General features: G+C 56.2%; 16 protein-coding genes. 4 read left to right on the top strand and 12 right to left on the bottom strand.

The window, feature by feature from the left end; all coding sequences use genetic code 11:
* Positions 1–20: 20 nt before the first annotated feature.
* Positions 21–608, top strand: a complete 588-nt coding sequence (locus tag NO978_RS19120) for a hypothetical protein (protein WP_257301131.1) — start codon at positions 21–23, stop codon at positions 606–608.
* Between the two features lie 614 nt (positions 609–1222).
* On the opposite strand, the gene NO978_RS19115 is transcribed toward NO978_RS19120, so the two are convergent.
* Entirely contained in the window at positions 1223–2023 is an 801-nt protein-coding gene (locus NO978_RS19115; protein WP_257301130.1) for a helix-turn-helix domain-containing protein, read from the bottom strand.
* Positions 2024–2673: 650 nt separating this feature from the next.
* Here NO978_RS19115 and NO978_RS19110 point away from each other — a divergent pair.
* Complete coding sequence (locus NO978_RS19110; protein WP_257301129.1) at positions 2674–3384, top strand: hypothetical protein; 711 nt, start codon at positions 2674–2676, stop codon at positions 3382–3384.
* A 342-nt stretch (positions 3385–3726) separates the two neighbouring features.
* On the opposite strand, the gene NO978_RS19105 is transcribed toward NO978_RS19110, so the two are convergent.
* The 11 genes from NO978_RS19105 to NO978_RS19055 all read right to left on the bottom strand — a co-directional run bounded on the left by NO978_RS19105 (position 3727) and on the right by NO978_RS19055 (position 15712).
* Entirely contained in the window at positions 3727–7203 is a 3477-nt protein-coding gene (locus NO978_RS19105) for a UvrD-helicase domain-containing protein (RefSeq protein ID WP_257301128.1), read from the bottom strand.
* On the bottom strand, positions 7196–8434 hold the full coding sequence (locus tag NO978_RS19100; RefSeq protein ID WP_257301127.1) for a hypothetical protein: 1239 nt from the start codon (positions 8432–8434) through the stop codon (positions 7196–7198). The genes NO978_RS19105 and NO978_RS19100 overlap by 8 nt, the downstream gene beginning before the upstream one ends.
* Entirely contained in the window at positions 8431–9390 is a 960-nt protein-coding gene (locus tag NO978_RS19095; protein ID WP_257301126.1) for a hypothetical protein, read from the bottom strand. The genes NO978_RS19100 and NO978_RS19095 overlap by 4 nt, the downstream gene beginning before the upstream one ends.
* 435 nt (positions 9391–9825) lie before the next feature.
* Entirely contained in the window at positions 9826–10200 is a 375-nt protein-coding gene (locus NO978_RS19090) for a hypothetical protein (protein ID WP_257301125.1), read from the bottom strand.
* Positions 10201–11130: 930 nt separating this feature from the next.
* Complete coding sequence (gene arsB, locus NO978_RS19085) at positions 11131–12297, bottom strand: ACR3 family arsenite efflux transporter (RefSeq protein ID WP_303647386.1); 1167 nt, start codon at positions 12295–12297, stop codon at positions 11131–11133.
* Between the two features lie 6 nt (positions 12298–12303).
* Entirely contained in the window at positions 12304–13149 is an 846-nt protein-coding gene (locus NO978_RS19080) for an arsenite methyltransferase (RefSeq protein ID WP_257301123.1), read from the bottom strand.
* Positions 13142–13585, bottom strand: coding sequence for a low molecular weight phosphatase family protein (locus NO978_RS19075; protein ID WP_257301122.1), 444 nt, complete (start codon positions 13583–13585; stop codon positions 13142–13144). The genes NO978_RS19080 and NO978_RS19075 overlap by 8 nt, the downstream gene beginning before the upstream one ends.
* The gene (locus tag NO978_RS19070; protein ID WP_257301121.1) at positions 13582–13980 is read right to left on the bottom strand and encodes a metalloregulator ArsR/SmtB family transcription factor; all 399 of its coding nucleotides are present in this window, start codon (positions 13978–13980) and stop codon (positions 13582–13584) included. The genes NO978_RS19075 and NO978_RS19070 overlap by 4 nt, the downstream gene beginning before the upstream one ends.
* 99 nt (positions 13981–14079) lie before the next feature.
* On the bottom strand, positions 14080–14286 hold the full coding sequence (locus tag NO978_RS19065) for a hypothetical protein (protein WP_257301120.1): 207 nt from the start codon (positions 14284–14286) through the stop codon (positions 14080–14082).
* 298 nt (positions 14287–14584) lie between these two features.
* Entirely contained in the window at positions 14585–15124 is a 540-nt protein-coding gene (locus tag NO978_RS19060; RefSeq protein WP_257301119.1) for a hypothetical protein, read from the bottom strand.
* A gap of 3 nt (positions 15125–15127) precedes the next feature.
* On the bottom strand, positions 15128–15712 hold the full coding sequence (locus NO978_RS19055) for a helix-turn-helix domain-containing protein (protein ID WP_257301118.1): 585 nt from the start codon (positions 15710–15712) through the stop codon (positions 15128–15130).
* Between the two features lie 457 nt (positions 15713–16169).
* On the opposite strand from NO978_RS19055, the gene NO978_RS19050 reads away from it, so the two are divergent.
* Complete coding sequence (locus NO978_RS19050) at positions 16170–16568, top strand: hypothetical protein (RefSeq protein ID WP_257301117.1); 399 nt, start codon at positions 16170–16172, stop codon at positions 16566–16568.
* Positions 16561–17229 carry a recombinase family protein gene (locus NO978_RS19045; protein WP_257301116.1) on the top strand — a complete coding sequence of 223 codons (669 nt, stop codon included), beginning with the start codon at positions 16561–16563 and terminating at the stop codon, positions 17227–17229. Before NO978_RS19050 ends, NO978_RS19045 begins: the two co-directional genes overlap by 8 nt.
* Positions 17230–17272: the final 43 nt, after the last annotated feature.

Raw genomic sequence — 17272 nt, 5'->3', positions numbered from 1 at the left:
ATTGTAGATTGAATCGGATTATGGCTGGGCTTGACCGAAATCGTGGAGTTCTGACGAAAGATGACAGACAATACCTGCTCGGGCGAAAGAACCTAAATCGAGATAGTGAACGGAATGCGCGGCTCAGGATCCGGAACCGAGCTCGGAACGCACTCTACGACTTCGAATACCTTGCAACAGAACTAGCAAGCAAAGACAGAACCCAACTAGCTGTGGACGACGGGATTGCCGACGAAGAGTTATTCACCGCCGCAGAAGATGCGATCGCATTCCTGTTCTCCCTCTGCCAGCACGCACCCAACTCAGAGTCATATTCGCCCGACGATCGATTCCGTGACATCCTCAAGAACGGGGTCGAGAAAGGGCTTACAGGGGAGCAAACGGTCCTTGACTTCAGCCTCGACCTACAGTACGGACTCCCACGCGAAGCACAAGCCCGAATTCAACGAAAACTCCGACAGGGAGAAAGCCTAACATTCGCCGAACTCCGGGAGGCCCTCAACAACGACTATCTCAATGACACTTACCTCTTCCGTCCGCTTGACACAGCAGATGGACTCCCAAAGAATGTCGAAGGAAAAGATCTGCTCTCACACGAGGATTACTGACAGTACAGCCGAGAACGCGGTTCTCATACTCCAGACACGGTGTAGAGAGGGCTTCCTCAAGCATGACGACCCCGTCATAGACGTTCAACACCGACCCGACACGGACCACTCCGCTGAAGAATCAGGGCGATGGAGAGCGTGTTATCGCCCTCTCACCCGGTGAAAGAGACTGTCAACGACTTCATCGACACGAACAGACACGACGTCGAAGACGGGTCCGAGGGGCGTAAACCGCTGATAACAACCGTGCACGGGAGACCGCATGTGCAGACAATTCAGGCGACAGCATACACCAATACGCGCCTGTGTGCTGTCGGGCAGGAGTGTCCGCATGCCCGTGACCCGGAGGAATGTGACGCCGCGCAGGACCGGCAGTTAGCGTATGAGTGCCCGTCGTCGGTGTCACGCATGCGATTCGGCAGGGGGCGATCACGCACTGGTTGCAGAGTGACGTTCCGAAGCCCGCGGTGAGTGACCGGGCGGACGTGCAGTCGGACACACTCGAAAAGCACTATGACCAGCGTACGGAACGGCAGAAGGCAGAGCAGCGGAGGAAGTACTTAGACCGAGTGTAGGAACGTGGACGAGGGGGCTGCACTCCAGACTCGCCCACGTCACTCCTCAGTGTCCTCCCCTTCGAGACCGTACCGACCAGCATTATCAACCGCCCTCCCAATCGTCCGCGGCGACACACCCAGACGCTCAGCAGCCTTCTGCTTCGGGATATCCTCATTGAGACGCAGCGACACCACGGCGCGCACCTCATCGAACCGCGGGCCGGGGACAGACTCACCATCGATCTTCGTGAACCCTAACGCCGGCCGTCCAGCTTGAGCGGCATCCGGAAGCCACCGCTGCACGTCACGGACATCCGCCCGTCGTTGCAGCTCCAACCCTGCAGCATCGAGCCCGTCCAGCACCCCCAGTACATGCTCGCAATTCTCGGCATCGATATCGAACCCGCGCGAGACGACATGCACCTCAACACCACCTTCGACCAGTTCACGGACACGATCGGCAATCGCACCATGACTTTCCCCGAACGACGCGAAGCTGTCAACGAAGAAGTGAGGGATCTCACGCCCAGTTGCGGTCGAGATCGCACTGTCAATACCAACACCACTTGCTGACGACGCCACTCCCACGAACCCCGGATTATCGACCCCGACCGTCGTAGGTAAGTCAACATCCCGATTGACAACCTTTCGAACGAACTCGTCGCGTTCCGCAGCACCAAGCCCGCTATCCGCAACAGTACGCGTCGCCGCAAGGACCTGCCGGAGTGGGGCGTCCACCGCGGCACGCGACTCTGCAGTCACGACAGCGACGAACGTCTCACCCGCAGTGCCACCCTCTGTGCCGTCACCATCGCCGTCGTCGTCAGTGTCGAACTCTAAGATATCTGTCTGTGTCATGATTTGCGGTTAGAGGTTCTGCGTGTGGTGGTATATGCTTTCGCGGGGTATTCTGCGCGGTGATCTGAAAACCACTCGCAGAACACCCCGGCGGAAGCGAAAAACGGTTGCAGAATACCCTGCAGAAACGAAACTGGGGGTGCAGAAATCCCACGCAGAACCCGTTTCACCACCCCACCTCAGATATTTGAGGGTTGAAAACTCCGCGCGGTAGTTAAGGCCCTTACAGGCTCTACAAGGAGTTCTGTGGCCACAGATAGGGTTTGGCCAGGGTGTAATATCGCCTCTCACGCCCGCATATGTGTTTGGATATAGAGGGGTGGAGGATTTACCTCCCAGGAAGTTGAGACGTTTTCGCCAACTGGGGGTGCCGGGTGCTCATGCGCCACTGGGCTTCGAGACAGCGATCGCGGTCAGGGTGAATGTAATCCAGTCTGAAAACCACACGAAGAACCCCACAGCAAGGAGACATTATACTAGGACCAGAAAACAACGCAATGCGAGAGCACCCACCGGATCCACGCGATCCACACGACCCAACCCGGCAAAGTAGTGACAGCGCACCCACTCCGCTCACCCGAGTTGGGAATCGGGGATACACGACCTCGCACTTGGAGGAATACGGAATCACGCGAGATGAAGCAGAGTTCATGCTGGCAGTCGTGAAGGCGATGAATGGCGACCTGGATGGGTACAATCTCACAGAATCAATGACGAGTATCAAGAGCCTGTACGAGATTCACGAAGAGAAACTACAGGAACTCGGGTTCCTGAAGATCCATAGTGGAGTCTCTCGCCGCAAGTACTACTCAATCACAGCAGACGGACAAGAAGCGTGCCGCATGACGAAGAAACACGGGTTCGACATCGGTGACGCCGGCGATGATACACCTCACCGAGTCGGTGTGGAGCTCACCCGGCAGTACTACGGAACGCGCGGCGACGTCACCCGGGTCGAAGTCTCACCGAGCGAGGGCGGGAGCAGGACTGACTTAGTCGTCGTAGATACTGACTTCAACCGGGTCGCTACGGTCGAGGTGGAAGGTGGGCGTGTCAGCGCTGATCCTGGGGTGCCTGACGATGCGAGCCCCGGAATTAACGACTATTCGAGCCTCCGCCACGACTACCGAGTGTTAGCGGAAGCCGATGGGGAGTCCGTATGGGTCGTGCGGAATCACGAAATCGCAGCTAACGTGTTGCGGGCACTGACTGCGGGTGATTCAATTCCCGTGAACATCTGCCGTAACTCGCTCAGAGGAATCGAAAACGGTCGTATCAAAATCGGAGAGTTCAACGAGCAAGTCGATGCTCCGGGTCTCGATACTATCCTGACGTTCCAACAGCTTCGTAACCGGCTCTGATTTTCTTGGGAATTGTTGTTTTCCGGCAGTCGCGCTCATGCGCCGCTGAGCTTCGAGGAATGCTCGCCAGCGGTAGGGGCAGTGTCATACACAACTGCCCTGGGTGCCAGGCTGGCGACGGCATCGTCGCAGTCACCAACGACACATACGATCCTGTCAACACCCACCTATTACCTCTGGCTCACCAACGACACAACGCGTATCCCACCCACGCGACGGTTGTCAACACGTATGTGTCAGCAAAACACAGAGATCATCGAGCTAGACAAGCCCTCGCCTGGAACACAATTGAGCGACCGCCGGTGTCACCCTCCTTCAGCAACAGTACACTCCGAGTGGCGGCTACTGTCGAACCAGAGCCGCGAGTCTCTGTTCAACGATGTTCGACGGCCATGACGATTCGATTGTGTCTCGTTCGACACCGAATGTCTCTACTGTCCGTTTCACAGGGCTCTCCGAACTCTCCCGCTGCTCGAAGAGGTACGAGTAGGCAGTTACTTGGAGTTCGTACCGGCGTCTCGTCTCGGGTGTTTGGTCCGTCAGCGTAATCTTCAAATCGGCTACGTACTGTTCACCGGAGGGTGATTCGACGACGAAATCGCTCGTGCCATGAATCTCGATTTCGACGTCGTCAACAGTAACGAGACCATCAATAGGCCTCTCAACGGTAACCCGTTCGGCTCGTTGGATTCGATTCCACAAGTCCGACGCAAGGAAGTCGTCCAACACGTCCTCCCGGAAGAAGGTAAACAGTCCGTCACGTTCGTCGTCGTCGATTCGCGGAGCGTGGTCATCCACGACGTCATCGAACACGCGCCGAACTTCGTCACCCAGCGATCGAAGAGTGGGTTCCGGAACCTCGCGTTCGACGAGCGTGGTCAACACCTCGTGTAGGCAAAAGCCGACGTCGTCTGGGCCTAACCGGTCGAACTGCAGGGGGACGTCGTCGGGAACGTCGTTAGCTTCAGTGTGCAGGGCATTCCCGAGGAGGTGGTTGAGTACCTGTCCGTCCGGATCGTCCGTGAGGGGGTACATCGTACTCGGGTTGATGAACCGTGGCACCCACGGGTCGAGACCCGTACGGCGCGGTGGATTGACGGCGACGTCGTCGCCGTGAGTAGTAGGCGTGTTCGTCCACGTCGCACGAAGTGCGACATCGTTGACGCCGATGTCGAACGCTCTAGTCTCCGTATCGACCGTGTACGACCCAGTCTGTTCGCCGGTGAAGTTGAGCCCGTCCCGTATCGTGTCAAGCCACCGATTACGAGGACGGGGTTCACCGGGCAGCGACCGTGGGAGGGGAACGACGAGGTGATCTTTCGCCCGCGTGAGCGAGACGTACAGGAGTCGCCATGCTTCGGCTCGTTCGTTCGCCGCAACCCGATTGAGACAGTCGGGGCCGACCAGCGATGTCGAATCCATAGACTCAGTGACATCGTCGCACCAGTGGCCCGTAGCCCACCGTAATCCCACATCCCGGTCCCACGTGTCTTCGGGGTCGTAGAGTCCGTTGACAAACGGGGGGAGCGCAATGTCTGAGAGGGTGTCGGTGTTCGTTGGTGGAGCGAGCCCGGCAATATTCCCTTGAGTGATGAACCGTTGGGCCTGCGGCCCGTGTTTCCAAAGGCTGAATCCGGGATTCGCAATGGCGACGACGTCGTCTTGGTCGCCCTTAGCGTCGTGTATCGTACGGAATTCGACGTCGTGACTCATGTCGGCGGTACTCGGCTGGTTCGGTCCCATGTACGGGTTCTCTTGAAACGGTCCGATCAGTTCGGTGAGTTCATGTGGCGTGAAGTTTTCGTCTACTTCCCACTCATCCAGAGTCTCTACGAGTGCATCGAGGTTGGCGACCCGTTGTGCGGGATCGACGTCGAAGCACCCATAGGGATCTGCGCGAAGGGCGAGTGTCTCGATGATGTCTTCGGCGTAGGTGCCAGCGGGGCGGGAGAGGAAGCCGTCACGTCGGTCTCGGAGTTCCGCGAGGCCGTCGATTGTGTGTTGATGTGGATCAGAGAGGTCGCAGTCGTGGAGAACCGCATCGATGTTCCAATGATGGGTCTCGAAGTTGTCTGCGAGTGATCCGAGACCGAGATTCGACTCAGTAACCAGCGTGCGGGTTCTCTCTGGGTCGGCGGGTGCGACTAGCCATTCACAGACGTCAAGGACTACATTGACGACTGAGCACCCGAAGAGATCTTCACTTGCGTTCCGAACACTGAGTCCCAGTTCCTCGAATGCCTCTTCATACACATCCATCTTCGACGACCATCGGAACAACACGGTGATTCCGAGAGGGTCATCGTTCTCGTCAGTGAACGTCCCATCCGCGAGCCCTTTCGAGAGGAGCGTCGCCAGTGTCGTTGCTTCTCCACGACCTTCGACAGGATTGACCCAGGCGTACGAATCAGGATCTGAAGCTATCGGATCGAAGGCCGCGATGTGGACATTCGACTCGTCGGTCGAATCACGATCAGCTTTGAGCCCAGGGTATCGGACATCCAGTACTCCGAGGTTCCCACGTGCTGGATCCGTGAGCGCTGCTTCCGAGATTTCGTTGATCGCACTGGCGACATCGGGGACGCACCTATACGTCGTCTTCGCAGTCCGGTGCTCGTGGATATCCCAGTCGATTCCGAGGTACTCCCCATCGTCTGTTGCGGTCTCGAAGAGCGTTGGTTCAGCATGCCGCCACAGATAGACGCTCTGGAGCAGGTCGCCCGCGCCGAACACACGCGCACTAGAGGTGACCAAGTGGGACAGTGCGGCGTGCTGTATCGACGACACGTCTTGGGCCTCATCGATAATCAGACTCTGTATTCTTGTCTGGTATCGCTTTCTGATTCTGGCCCGGTGAGCATCATCGACATTACCGAGCCGGTCGTCGAAGTACGCGTCAATGAGGTACGCAACATCGGTGTGTGAGACAACGCCACGGTCCCGGATAGTCTGACGATACGTACTTCGATACTTTTCGAGTACTGTACAGAAATCGTCGATACGGGCACGCCAGTTGTCGTGAAGTCTCGAATCTGCGTCACAGATCCTGTTTCGTTCGTCGTCGCCGATGTCCTCGTAGACAGTCTCGTCAATGTCTGCCCCGACACAATGTTCCACCGCGGCGACGACGTCGCTGAATGATCCTGGGCGTCCCTCTGCATAGACATCTTCAACCGTCTGTTCAAGGTTGTAGTGGAACCTCTCCGTAGAGATACGGCGATCTCGGCAGTAGGTGACGGCGGTCTCAAGCATCTCGCTCACGTCGTCGTCGTACTCGCCAGTGGGATACGCATCCTCCAACCGCTCTACTCGCTGCGCCAAGTCCGGATCCTCCTGAACAACCCGGTAACAGGCCTTATGCAGATATTTCTGCCGAGCCGTGTTGCCAACAACCGGCATCTCCTCAAACCCGATGTCGGAGGCGATCTCACTCAGCACATCCCGAAGGATACTGTCGATAGTACCGACGAACGGTGCTTGTCTGACCCGTTGGCTCAGATACTCGACCTCGGAATCTGAGATCTGGCTTGCGGCAGGGACGAGATCGTGTTCGACAATCTCCCGAAGACGAGTACAGATATCCGGAATAATGTTCTCTGCCTCACTACGGTTGAACGAGATGGCTGCGACTCGCTGTTCGGGCGTCGGGTCTCCAGCAACGTACCGGCGGAGAATGTCCTCTGCGGAGATATGGTCTGTGACCTCAGATTTCCCTGCACCAGGGACGCAATTGAGCGTATACAACCCCGAATCATGGTCGAAGTACGCGTCCCGAATGTCTCGTTGCGCGTTCTGGAGACGGATCGGATCGTCACTCACTGTCGGTCACCTCGTGGTTGAGCATCGCTCGAACGCCGTTCGGGAGTTCTCGTTCTTCGCTCATCAGCTGTCGGCGCTCGTCGGGAGGAACAAGGTCGGTATTCAGATGGTCTAGCAGTGGAGACGGGCGGCGTTCTTCTCCAGAAGTGGATTCTGTGTGGCGAGTCACAATCAGCCCATTTCCAGCGGCCCGCAACGTGTCGTCAAACTGGTCACGGTCTCGGCCCGTTGTCCACGCTGTTCGTGGTGCGAGCGTTCCAATACGCCCGTCGCCACGGAGGATTGCTTCTTGGAGTTCCGGGGGGACGGCACTCTCTGTTTGCTGAGGCCACTCACCGTCGATCAATCCGACGGCGAGGACGTACGGCACGTTCAACAGCCAGATATCGTTTGCTTCGAGGATATCGATAGCACGTGCGTTTGAGTGCTCACGTCGGCCTGGGCGCTGGGTAGCGATTAGCTGACTTAATTCTGCGACGCTACTCCACGACCGGTCAAGCGTTCCTTCATCAAGTCGATCTGCGTACTTGTGGCGGAGCTGTTGGACGAGAGTCTTCACACGAACAGTTGCTCGGGCGTCACGCTCTGTTGCGATAAGGGAGGGCGAATCGTTCTCCTTGGTTACCGGGAGGCCGAGTTCCTCGTACGTTTCGACGACATCGGTAAGGACGTTCGTCACGGCTTCTGGGGCCGGGTCGGGACAGTCTCCAAGCCACTCAGCATATGTCACGAAGCGCTCGTCGATCTCCGGATTTCCTTCGAACTCGTCGTGCCACTCACTGAGCGTTCGTGATTCGTTCGGTAACGCCTGCATCGACACCTGAACCGTCTTGGGATCGATTGGCCACTCTGACGACGTCGCCGACGGAGGGGCCCAGCGGTGTTCGAGCGGGCGACATAGGACTTCACGAGATGGGTTATCAGAGGCGAGGACGTCGCATACCGACTCGATGAGCGCAAATGGGCGTGTCTGTGTTACCCTGAGCTGGACCCAAAACACGGGGGTTAGTCCATAGTGAACGGAAGCACGGTACAACGGTTCCTCGTAGTTGTCGAGGTCGCGTACTACTACGGCAATATCCCGGGTTGGGACACCGTGGTCTCGGAGACTTGCTACGGTAGCCATCACATTTCTGGCCTCCGCTCGCCGTGTCCTCGCTTCTATCTCAACGATGGGCACGTCAGGAGCGTCAAGTGGTTGCGAAAGGCTGAGGCGATCTTCAGCGGTCACGACTCGAACACCACCGTACCAGGCTCGGTAACATCGAGAAGTTCAGGGAGACGACGCGAAAGGTATGATCCGGTTCCACGACGGAAATGGATGTGAACCGGAACCTGCGTTGCTTCCAGAATTGCGTGCAGTAGATCGACGTGTGCTGCAGGGAGACTACTGACTCCGACAAGCGAGATTCGTTCGACATCCGGAAACGCGGCTTCCAGACAGGTTCCACTAGTCCGAAGAAGATTCTGTGTGGCACGTCGAACAAATTCGACGTCGGAAACCACCTTCTCGGTATCGTGACGGAGGGCACGCTCGACTGTTACAGCTGCCTCCAAGATCTCAGTCGAATCGGCATCAATCGGCGATGGGAGTTTCTCCGAAGTTCCGTGAAATGTCTCAAGACGCTCTGGGTGGAACCCCGTTACACTCTCAACTACCGTTCTAATCTGCTCAATCTCTTGCGGAGCAGACGGTATCGTTGGTTCAGAGGCGTCCAGCCCATTATTCTCTTCCAAGAGCGACTGAATCATCGATAATCGGTCAATGCGATCGATCGCATCTCTCGACTGCTGGCCGTCTGGAAGGAGTTGTCTTCCAACCTCTGGTGGATCTGCGAAGTGGAGGCGATCTTTGGGGAGTTGAGCTTCACGAAGCCGGCGCTGTATGTTTCTCCGGTGTAACTCGACTGGTGCGAGAACTAACTCCGTTCTATTGGTGGAGTGCCGAACACGCTCCAGGAGCGTCTCTTCGTGACCGACATGAAGCATTAGGTTCCGTGGGAGTTGGGTTTGGAGGGTTCGTTCCATCGATTGATCAGAGTCTGCCAATGTAGGGAGAGTGAGATGCAGAATCTCATCGTCGGCAGATCGTTCTTCTCGGATAGTTACATTAATCATAGCCACATCAACTATCTGTTTCTTCTGGTTTCGCCGACCGTCCACCAGCGGGACGGTAGCAGGATCCACTCAATTGTTCAATGGTCACTTGTCGAAGACACAACCCCTCTCCGTGATCAACGCTGCTTAGTCGTGCAGTCGCTACTACATCTAAGCCATCTGGCTTCGGATTCAGAGTCAGGTTGCAAGAGTCACAAGCGAAAGCCTCGATGTACCAGGTAAGCAACCCAGCAGGACGACGTCCACGGACCTGTATAGAACTCCCCTCAGACAGGGATCGACCACAGTGGTCGCACTCTGCTGTACTCTTGGGGAATGACTGACCCGTTAACACCTGCTTTGCAGCCTTCTCTACGTCATCACTGGAGTACGCCTCTACGATGCAAGCAAATGGATCAGTTCCGTCTGTGGATAGTCCTTGGAGCAACTCCTGAAGTCGAACCAGTTGGTAGCCAAGCTTCTGCTGGATTAATTCATCAGAGACGCTACGTGCTTCTTCCGTAGTCATAGATCTTCCTCCGAGGGTTTGTAACACGCAGTCGAAATCTGGCGGATGTGGGTGGCCAAAGGGTCAGTTCCTTCCGTCGGTGCAACCTGCTTGGATCGGTTATCGTATACCGCAGCACCCGTGTCGTCAAGCGTTTCCAGATGAGATTGGATAAGAGAGATGTAAACGCGTGTGCGCTGCTTCGAGGTGACCTCACTTGGATCGATAAGGTTCTCGATCGCCGCAATTTCGACGGCGAGATCCGAGACGGAGAGAGCATCCCCACTTTGTGCCAACGACAGAATGACGCTCCGGCGACGGCTATTCGAGATTGCGCGGAACGCATCGTCTGGCTCCATCGGGATCGCATGGCCGGAGCTAGTCTGCACCATTCTCCACCTCCTGAAGTCGATCCATTACTTGGGAAGTGACCTGTACATCTCGGTCTTGTTTCCCGTGTCGTGGAGGAACCGGCCCCTCAATCGCGTGAGAGACAGAGTTATCACTCACGACACGAGTAGTGTCTTTCGCTGTCATAGCTGGCAGCATCTGCCCGGTGCTTCTACCACCGGGCGGCGGTTTCACGCCGTCAGAAAGTACTGAATGGAGTATAAAAACTATTTGTATAGTTAGTGAGCAGTCAGTGACTTTGACGCTCTCCAGTCATAGAAGGCAGTTTAGGCTACGCAGTTAACAGAACCCTATCGGGCTGTTGGTACGATTCGTCGAATACGACCATATCTCTGAGCAAACGGTGGAGAAATATCTCAAACGCAGGATCGACGAAGTGGGTTTCATTTACCCGCCCGTGACCTTGAGGTCTTTTTCGAGGGGTGAACGCTAGAAATCACTCTGTTTCAATAGTGTCTCGATTATCCCTCTGATATTCAGAACCGCAACTTACGAAGTGATATACGACTGTTTATGTGGATCTCTACACTGTCTTTAGTTGCCGTGGGAACACGGCCCCACGAGAGAGTGTTCCTCGAAAAATGCCAGACCATCGTGTGGCGTGGTGGCCACCAAGATGGTCGCACTGGCATTGATCGTCGCCTAATTCTATTCCGGTGGAATAATCGCCAGACAGCGTGGCAATTGTCGGTCGAACGAGCCTGATTTTGCTTTCGTTCAATGGGCGAACGAGGGAGCGGTTTCCAACGGAGTTCGCGTACAGCCAAACTCGTCGGAAACGAGAAAATCAATCGCCAATTGACGCCATCTGACCGGAAAAATGCGTAGGTGGTCTGCGGAGCTGGACCGCTCCAGGTCCTGTTAGATGTCACGTGCTGAACAGAGCAGATGAGTTCAGCAGTGCGTGTCTGTCAATCCTCTTCGGGAACGGACCTCGACGAAGAGGGGGACAGGGTTCGCGCAGCTGTCTCGCCCCAATCCAGCCGACGTTGGAAGTACAGCGCAACGTTGACCAGCGCAAGCAACACCGGCACCTCGATTAGCGGGCCAACTACAGTCGTGAAGGCAACACCCGACCCGACACCGAAGACTGCGACCGCGACGGCGATTGCCAACTCGAAGTTGTTTGAGGCAGCAGTAAAACCGATGGCGGTCGTCGTTGAGTAGTCTGCACCGATTCCCTTCCCCATACCGAAGCTCACGAGGAACATCACCACGAAGTAGATCGTCAACGGGACGGCGATCAGGAGCACGTCCCCGGGTGACGCGACGATATTCTCACCCTGTGTGGCGAACATCACAATCACGGTGAACAGCAGCGCGACGAGTGTCAGCGGGTCGATTTTCGGAACGAGCACGTCATCGTACCATTCCTCACTTTTCGCTCGGGTTCCGACGTATCGAGTCAGGAACCCCCCGGCGAACGGAATTCCGAGGAATATCACAATCGCTTGGAAGACCTGCATCGGCGTGATGTTGAACGTCTCAATTCCGGCGACGAGCGTCTCCATGCCGAGCAACGGTGGAAGGAACAGTCCGAAAAACCAGACGTACACACCGTAGGTGATAATCTGGAAGAGGCTGTTGAACGCGACCAGCCCGGTGACGTACTCGGTTGAGCCCTCGGCGAGTTCGTTCCAGACGAGCACCATCGCAATGCATCGAGCCATCCCGATGAACACGAGCCCGAGGAAGTACTCGGGACGAGCGGGTAGTCCCGGAACGAGCCCGCTGAAGAAGACCACTGCCAGCCCGAACATCAGGGTCGGCCCGATGAGCCAGTTCTGGACGAGACTCAATCCAAGGACGCGCCAGTTACTAAAGACGGCGCGGAGCTGCGAGTAGTCTGCCTTCGCAAGCGGCGGGTACATCATCAGAATCAGTCCGATCTCGACGAGGTGAAGATCCTGAATCGGCTGTGTCACCGACGGGGCGACGAACCCAAGTCCGACACCGACGGCCATCGCACCGAAAATCCAGACGGTGAGATACTTGTCGAGGAAGTCCATCGCCCGCGGGTCTCCGCAACTCTCGCATTCACAATTCGGCCCGTGTTCGTGGGGATCAATGTTACTCATCAGTTGTCACTCCGGTTTCCGACCAGTGATGCTCGCAGAGACAAGGAATTCGCTCACGTCGTATTCGTCATCCCATTCACGGATGAACTGGTCGCTATTATCCTTCGGGGAGATATCGATTTGCTCGAATCCAGTGTCAGTGAGCATCTCTTGAAGTTGGTCAATGGTCGATGCGCCCGCGACACAGGAGGCGACAGAGTCCGGATCGGCACGGATGTCCTGTGGCACGTCCGCCGTCATGACGACGTCCGAAATTGCGAGTCGCCCACCCGGTCGAAGGACGCGGAATGCCTCTCGGAAAACCTGTGGTTTGTTCGGGGAGAGGTTCACCACGCAGTTCGAGATGATGACGTCAATACTGTCGTCGGCGACTGGCAGATGCTCGATCTCCCCCAGTCGAAACTCGACGTTCTCACTTTCGTTCTCGGCAGCGTTCGCGCGGGCTTTCTCGACCATTTCCGGCGTCATATCGACCCCGATTACTTGACCTGCTTCACCGACTTCCTGCGCTGCGAGGAAGCAGTCGAAGCCAGCTCCGGATCCGAGGTCCACGACTGTCTCACCCTCGGTGAGCGAGGCGAGCGCTTGTGGGTTACCGCAGCCGAGTCCGAGATTTGCCTCGCCTTCGACGCTCTCGACGTCATCCGTCGAGTAGCCGAGTTGCGTTGCCGTCTTAGCAGTATCTCCCGTGCCAGACGCATCGTCGTCGGTGCAACACCCATCCGAGGAACTGCAACAACCCTCCTTCGCTTCGGTTTCCGTCGCAATCCGAGCGTACCGTTCCCGAACGATGCGCCGTTGCGTTGCCGAATCAAGGGACTTGTCGGTTTTCGTTGGCTCTGAGTCAGACATCTTCGGTCACCTCCACCTCGATTTCGTCGAAGAGGTCTCGAATTCGCTGCCGGACCTCTTCCCGGATTTCACGTACCTCGTCGATATCCTTTCCATCGGGGTCATCAAGTGCCCAGTCTCGAACATCGACCGTCGTGACGTCAGCCTCAAGTTCGAGCGTCGAGCACCCCATCGTCGCCACGTAATCACAAGACTCCAGTTCAGATGTCGTGATTTCACGTGGCGTTCGGTCAGACAGGTCGAACCCGTCTTCTTCCATCACTTCAAGGACAATATCGTGGACGTGATCTGCCGGGTACGTTCCACCAGTGAGAATCTCGACCTCGTCCTCCAGTCCTCTGTCTCGCCGTTCTTGCTCGGCGAACGCGGTTGCCATCTGACTGCGGCCAGCGTTCTGAACGCACATGAACGCCACGCGAACGGCAGGCGAACTCATTGGGATGCCTCCCGGGTTTGATCGAGCGCATCGAGAAGTGCAGTTGCTCGGTCGGTCGCTTCGTAGTAGCGCCAAGTGCCGTCTTTACGTCGTGTGACGAGACCAGCGTCGTAGAGGTCGGAAAGCGCGTGGCTCACCGCGCTGTCACTGACATCGACGACGGGCGTGATTTCGCAGACGCACAGTTCCCGCCCAGCAGCGGCGAGAAGTCGAACGATTGTGTATCGGGTGTCATTACTGAGGGTCTTGAGTGCCGCCTGGTCACGTGCAGTACCTGATGGGGGGTCCGTGACGTGGCGTTCGAGCGCTTCGATGCGAGCGTCGATATCGGCGGCACAGCATTCACCTTCTTGATCGGTTATCAGCCGCTCAAGTCGTTCTGACTGTTGGCCCATAACTGAGTGTATGAACAACTCTTCAGATAAGGCTTCTGAAAGCCTGGTCTCCAGAATCCGGACTTGAATATGCAGAGATGGTTGTTCGAGAGAGTAGCGTTACTCTGGCGACCACTCGCAAGCGTTGGCGTAGGGCAGTTCATTCTCCTCGATGTGTGCCGACAGACACGCATAATTACAGAAGTAACCAGATGAGCCACACTCGGCAGTGCAGTCGCACACAAAGATGGGCTCGTGATCGAAAATCCGTGAGCCACAATACGTACACGTCTCGTCGCTGTCGGGGGTATCGACTGTCGTGGCCATAGTCATCGTTCTGGACTGAGGGACGGAAGCATTACCGCAGTCTACAATGGGAGGTGTGATTCCTACAAATGGTGGTGAGAGCGTCGCGTGACCAATACGCATACAGTTCATTGAGGATGCATTCACCCCCAATTATTTGCCAAAATTCGCTTTTTTGAGACGGCCGAATTCGGACGCCTCACGCCTCAAGGGACGATTCGTTCGACAGTCGAACTCAAGCCACCCAGAGTTCAAGACGAAGGTATCATAGAACGATTCGCACACTTTCTCCGTACTCCCCGAGGAACGGGACAGTATCTTAGGTAATCTCGTCAATCAGTTCGAATCCATCTTTGAACCTGGCGCGGTCTTCAAATCCATTTGCATCAAGGGCCGCGACAACTCCTTCCCCCGCATCGGTATCTGTCGTTACAACGACGACGAACTCCGTATCCCTGTTGAGCAGGCAGTTGACGGCGACCGCTCCGAGCGCTGCATCGGCCTTCTCAATGTGATCCTCGTTGCGGCTCGAAGAGTCCGCAATGTATCTCCGAACACTGTCCATCACATGTGACACGGTGCTGTTCGTGTAGTCTGGGTCGTCTGCAACTGTGACCCACGCGGCGTCGATTGCGCTATTGATTGGTGTCTGTCCAGGTGTGCTCCGGTCGGGGGCACCACCAAGCTCCGCGTAGACGCGCTGTGGAATCACGAACGTGATGTCGTGGCGGCGAGCGAATCGTTCGAGGGCGGTGTACTTGTTGTTCTGCTGGCGGCCACACGCGATGAACAACCCCGAATCACCGACCCACGCGACCGCTTCATCGACATCGTTGAGTAGCAACCGTTCCTCATCCATTTCTCAGTCCTCAGAATTTGGACCCTGCTCGCGTGCATCCTGAATGTCCCCGAAGTATGGGTCAACCGACTCCATCGTGAGGACGACATCGCGGAGTGCCTGTAGCACCGCGATGCCGAATGCGTACTGGAGGCCAAGTTCACGGGCTGCAACGCGCTCGGACATCTCTCCATCCGCGTACGGAACCGCATAGGTGAGTGCGGCAGCCAGTTTTCCGAGCCCGTGGCGCTCAAGGAGTAGATCGAGATCCTGGTCGTGCGGGGCGCGACCGAATGCGGCGATGAGGGTTGGCGTGACGGTGTACTCGTCGCCGTCAAGCGTCGCGGTGAGGGTGATCGGAATGGCCCCGTATGTGTGTGTCTTCTGGTCATCGTCTCGTGTGAGGGCACCAAGATCGACGAGCGTCCCCGTGTCCGAGTAGGCAGTTGTCCGAGGGATGTCTAACCCATCGGTGACATCATCGATTGTGACCTCCTCGTTACGGAGCACAAACGTGTAGAGGCGTGCCAGCCGTGGCTCTTCGAGGAGTCGGGCAACCGACAACAGGCCGTTGACCGCTCGTTCGGGGCCGCCGGTAGCCTTCGACATACAATACATAATTCGTGTATTGAGTAATAACGCTTTGGTTGATCGGGGAGCTTGCATGCACAGACTCTCACAAGGAGAGTTCCAACTCCTGACCTGATACGCGAACCCCACAACCAGATTGGCTCGCACATGTAATGAATGGATAGTTCAGATCGACTGAGTCGAAAATGCCATGAGAATTGTTCTGTGACACTTTTTGGGATAGTTACAGTCTAACGAACCTACTGCCAACCGCACTTGTTCGAGAAACCGGGGTTTCTCGAAAACACGGATTAGTACTAAATATAGGCCTATCTAAAGGCCTATACAGAGATGCCAAAGACAAGAGTCAGTCAGGGGGCGAATGGACAGTACAAGATCACGGTTCCGAAGGGGATCGCGGAAGCGATGGCCTTGGATGGACGACGATTAGAATGGAAAGTCAAGTCGGGGAATACATTGGAGGTGACTGTTGTCGATGAGTGACGTTGCCGTGCTTGAATGGGACACCGAATGCTGGAAGTGTGAACGGGAGACACCCGTTGTTTGGCCAGAGGAGGGGCACCTGAATAGTGACGTAGGTGAGAAGTTAGCGGAAGCAAGTGAGCACCCAGTTCAAAAGGTGTACAGTAAGACTCAGGGGAGAGAAGTATGGGGGAATATCTGTACCCATTGCGACGCCTACCAAGGAAACCACTATATCGAGCAGGAGGCTCTGGAGCAGGATCCCCCGCTGGTAGAGTGTGACGTCTGTGGAGAGATGCACGAATGGTATCCCGACAGTGGGATGGGAGGCGCATTCGGACAAGGTTGGATTGACTGTCCCGAATACGGGGCGGTTCCGGTCGGTGACCCACGAGGTGAAGACGATGGCTGAGGTAATCGGATACACTCGCCTCTCACAGGACTCAGATACCTCTATTGAGCGCCAAAAGCGCCATATCCGGGAATACACCGTTGAACACGGGATGCCACTCGAACGTATCTACGACGACGGCGAGCGAACGTCAGGTTGGGACGAGAGCAGGGAGAAGTACCAACAGGCCCGGAGTCGTGTCCAATCTGGAGAAATTGATGCGATAGTCATCAACGATAAACGCCGTCTCGCACGCGACTTCGACGAAACGATGAGACTCATTCTGGACCTCCGTGAATACGGTGTTGAAGCCCATACCTTCGAGGAGGGGAAGCTCGACCTCTCCGATCCGGTTCAAGCTGCTGTGGAAGTCCTCCAGGCAGCCAGCGAACACGAAGCAAAAAAGAAAGAGATCGAGCGCGCACGCGAGGCCGTACAAGAACGGATGGAGAACGGATACGACCACGGTCGCCCACCGATGGGATTTCGATTCGATGATGAGGGAGAACAATGGGTGCCTGATCGTGACGGGGAATTTGACACCGTACTCGAAGCAATCTGTATGGTTGAGACTGGATCGACCTACCGTGAAGTGGAGGGCGAACTGGATATTCCCCCATCAACGATGTCCGGTATCATGGACAGGAGAGAACAGTATCTCGGCGTCTGTAAGAACGAGTGACTGGATATCGAACCTGTGAGCCAATAGAACTCAGCTTGGCTCT

The organism is Haloarchaeobius sp. FL176 (assembly GCF_024609245.1).
Taxonomy (GTDB): domain Archaea; phylum Halobacteriota; class Halobacteria; order Halobacteriales; family Natrialbaceae; genus Haloarchaeobius.
The sequence above is the reverse complement of the archived record's forward strand: the minus strand, read 5'-3'. Positions and strand labels throughout refer to the sequence as shown.